Annotated in this window: 2 protein-coding genes; both read left to right on the top strand. The window is 28.7% G+C overall.

Features of this window, described 5'->3' with window-relative positions; all coding sequences use genetic code 11:
• Positions 1-1,971, top strand: a 1,971-nt coding sequence (locus BMY79_RS12250) for a hypothetical protein (RefSeq protein WP_177176454.1), incomplete at its 5' end; no start/stop codon positions are given.
• 24 nt (positions 1,972-1,995) lie between these two features.
• Entirely contained in the window at positions 1,996-3,216 is a 1,221-nt protein-coding gene (locus BMY79_RS11535) for a hypothetical protein (RefSeq protein ID WP_074731017.1), read from the top strand.
• Positions 3,217-3,416: the final 200 nt, after the last annotated feature.

Genomic DNA, 3,416 nt, shown 5'->3' with positions numbered 1-3,416 from the left:
AGAAAAGCAAACATAGAAAATGTAGCAGCTGTAGCTGGACAAAATCTTGCACAAATAGTAGGAGAACAATTAAAGGTAAATAATAGAATTATAGATGGTTATACTCTGGCCATAAAGCAGATAAATGAAAAGATAGAAAAGTATTATCAAATAGAAAATAATACTAGAAATTATTTCAAACAGGGTGAGGAGTATTCTACAAAAGCTCAGAATATATTAGATGGTATATCAAAATCATTTAAAGGCGCAGAGTATCATTATGATGAGAATGCAGCTTGGAGAGTGGATTATCTAAAAAGCATGGATGACATGAATGTCATATATAAAGATAGAGCCATAAATTACTTAAAATATCGTGGAGTAACAGAAGACGAATTTAAACAGCTAGCGAAATATAATTTTTCATCAACAGAAGTGTATAATTATATAACGCTGACAAATAGCAAAGAAAATGAAGAATTCATTATGAATATAATCCATAAAAAATATGAGAATTCATTCAAAAAAGATCCTTTAACATTAGATAGTTATACAAAATATTTTATGGCAAAATATGGTCTTGGTTTATGGAGAGAAATGTATGAAAAGGATACTAAAGCTTCAAAAGATGATTATATGAAATTTATAAATGCTATTCTTGATGAAGACAAAGATATACCTGATCCAACAGAAGAAGCAGCGGAAACATTTAAGAATGCTCCAAATGTGACATTTAATGGTTTTAGCGCTTACTTAGAAAACTCAGCTGTTGAAAATTATCTAGATATTTTAAGTGATACAACAAAAATCATTATGCAGTGTGATGTTACGGTTGCAAAAAATATTTATATTAGAGAAGAAGACAGTAAAGAGTTTAAGAAGTATCAAAGAAAATGGAATCAGGACATGTCATGTTATATGCTATATAAATCTTTATATAATAAATGTGAAGAATACAGTAAAGATGCATTTTATAAACATAGAAAAATAATAAAGATTTATGATATAGATTTATACAGTACAAATAGGGATGCTGTGCCAAGTATAGAATTAGATTGTGAATATGATGATGGTTCCGAAAATAAGGCGGAAATATTAGACTATTGTGTAGATGAGAGTGATAAAGAGGACTCTGATGAAGAAAATAGCATCAATAAAAAAATAGAGGAAGGACCACATGAAACAAAGGATAAGCTTAGTGAAATAGCTAAGACTATGCTTATAGTTGGAGCATCAGAAATAAATCCTCTTCTAAGTATTTCATTAGATGTTGCTTTCGCATATACATCAGATGATGGAATTACTAATAGTTATATTGAAGGTAAAGCAAAAGATGCAGTAAAATGGGTTGATAAAAAAACGGATTTTTCAGGTAAAGTCAAATCAAAGGCAGGAGATATATATCAGAATAATATAGCCTCTCATTTGCCAACTATGCCAGAACTAGGTTTCAACCTAGGACCTTATGGAACTAATATTATTACCAGCACCAAAAAGGGAGTAACAAGTGTCTGTAGTTTAGATAATTTAATAGGGGTATCTAAGGCAATTTATAATGACCTTCACTTTGAAGAAAAAATGAATAAAAAGAAGAAAGAATTTTTAGAAGAAGCATATACTAGTTATATTACAGATTCAGATGGCAGTGATATTAGTATGCAGTCTTTAGATCTAGGCACACAGATATATGAAGAAATGCTTAGAAAAAAGATGAGATTTGTGTGTAGCAAGGAGGAAGAGGATGATAAAAAAAAGATGCTTGACGTAAAAGAATCATTAGATAATTTAAAAAAACATAAAAAAACTGTTTCTAAAAAAGTGTATGATGTAGCAGTTAAGCTGATTAAAGGTGATGTTGTAATTACAGATATCAAAGAAAATGATATAAAGTTATACTATGATGCTGTTAATTTTATAGATAAGTTTGATGCTGAACATTTTAAAACAAAATTTAGAGATGGAGCCAAGAGGGTAAGAGATAAAATATCATAATAACCTACAGGAAAGGAAGAAAAAATGAAAAGAAAACTAAAACTAAGCGCTAATGCAAAAGTGTATCTTGCAGTAATAGTGTTAATGTTACTATTTGGAGTTAAATATTTAAATGATCACCAACATATGATGGATAAAATAATTTATACAAAAAGTGATGAAAAAAATTCATTTAAGCCAAATCTAAAAAAGTTAGATTTAATTGAGAAAAGTACAACACCAGATGATAGTGTATGTATTGTAAGTGATATAACTAATGATCAGAAAAAGGAATTAGATGATTATCAAAAGTGTTCTGTAGTAACGGATAATAGGCTAAGTTATAGTGAACGGCTTGATATGAGTTTTTTTGATTACATTCAAAGAAGATCTTCGAATATGTTTACACAAATTTCTTTTACATATAATAAACCCATTTTTTTTGCAAAAAAAGATGGTTATAGAAAGAAAAAATTATTATATGAATTGGAAGATTATGGGGATAACTTTGCTTCTAAATTAACAAGTATTAAGTTACAGACTTATGATATTGATAAAAAAAAGATTGTAAATGATAAGGAATTAATCAGTAATTATTTAGTGTGCAGTAAAAATGAACCTCTTTTATATATTTGTCCTAAAAAGTTAAGGTTGGCTAGATTGGACATAAAGGGACAAAAAGGTGCATTACTTGTTGAAACGAATAGTGGTGAGCTAATTGACTTTTATCCTTATTACGAGTATATTGGAGAAAAAGGAATATTTAGAGATGAAATGGTAAAATATGATGAATATTTTTATGTAGATTTTGGACCACGAAAGAATTGGATGGATTCTTTTGATTTCTTAAAGTTGTTGAAGGAAAATGGTATAAATACAAAAGGTGTTTTTTATATGCAAAATCATGTTGATTATAATGATGTTGATTTTATAATTAGAACGGAAAGTTTGCCAAAGAAAGATGCTTACTTGTATAAAGTATACCCAGGCTTAAAAAAATACATCGGGAAAAAAGGTAAGTGGGCTAGATTTTTTCTTAAAGGTGTAAAAAGTTCAGATGATTTAGCAAGTTATTTCTTACCAGAAGGACAAAAAATAAGTTATGGAGATGGAATTGAATTTTCTAAAAAGATATCGAATTTAAAAAAAGTTGTAAAAGCAAAAAGCTTAGAGGAATACTATAATAATTTACCAGAAGAGGAATTAGAAGTGATGGAGAATCTTACTAACCATAATAAAGGTGATATATGTATATCATGCAGTTAAATAATATGTTAATGACCAAGTAATCTTGTTGGTAAGGACTGTTTTTTTGATGTATATTTTCGAAAAAAGAAAACCACCAACTGTCGGTGTCGGTTATAGTTATCCAAACTAAATATAGTGCATTTGATTTTAAATAATTCTTCCATCCCATGCCCTAGGAGGTGAAGGTTTGAAGGGCAAAACAGATTAAAAATAGGAGA

Origin of the sequence: Lachnobacterium bovis (assembly GCF_900111325.1) — a bacterium.
Taxonomy (GTDB): domain Bacteria; phylum Bacillota; class Clostridia; order Lachnospirales; family Lachnospiraceae; genus Roseburia; species Roseburia bovis_A.
This window is presented reverse-complemented; position numbering and strand designations above follow the sequence as displayed.

Excerpts from the sequence above, each read along its gene's own strand:
- BMY79_RS11535 (WP_074731017.1), top strand. The coding sequence starts at position 1,996 with ATGAAAAGAAAACTAAAACTAAGCGCTAATGCAAAAGTGTATCTTGCA.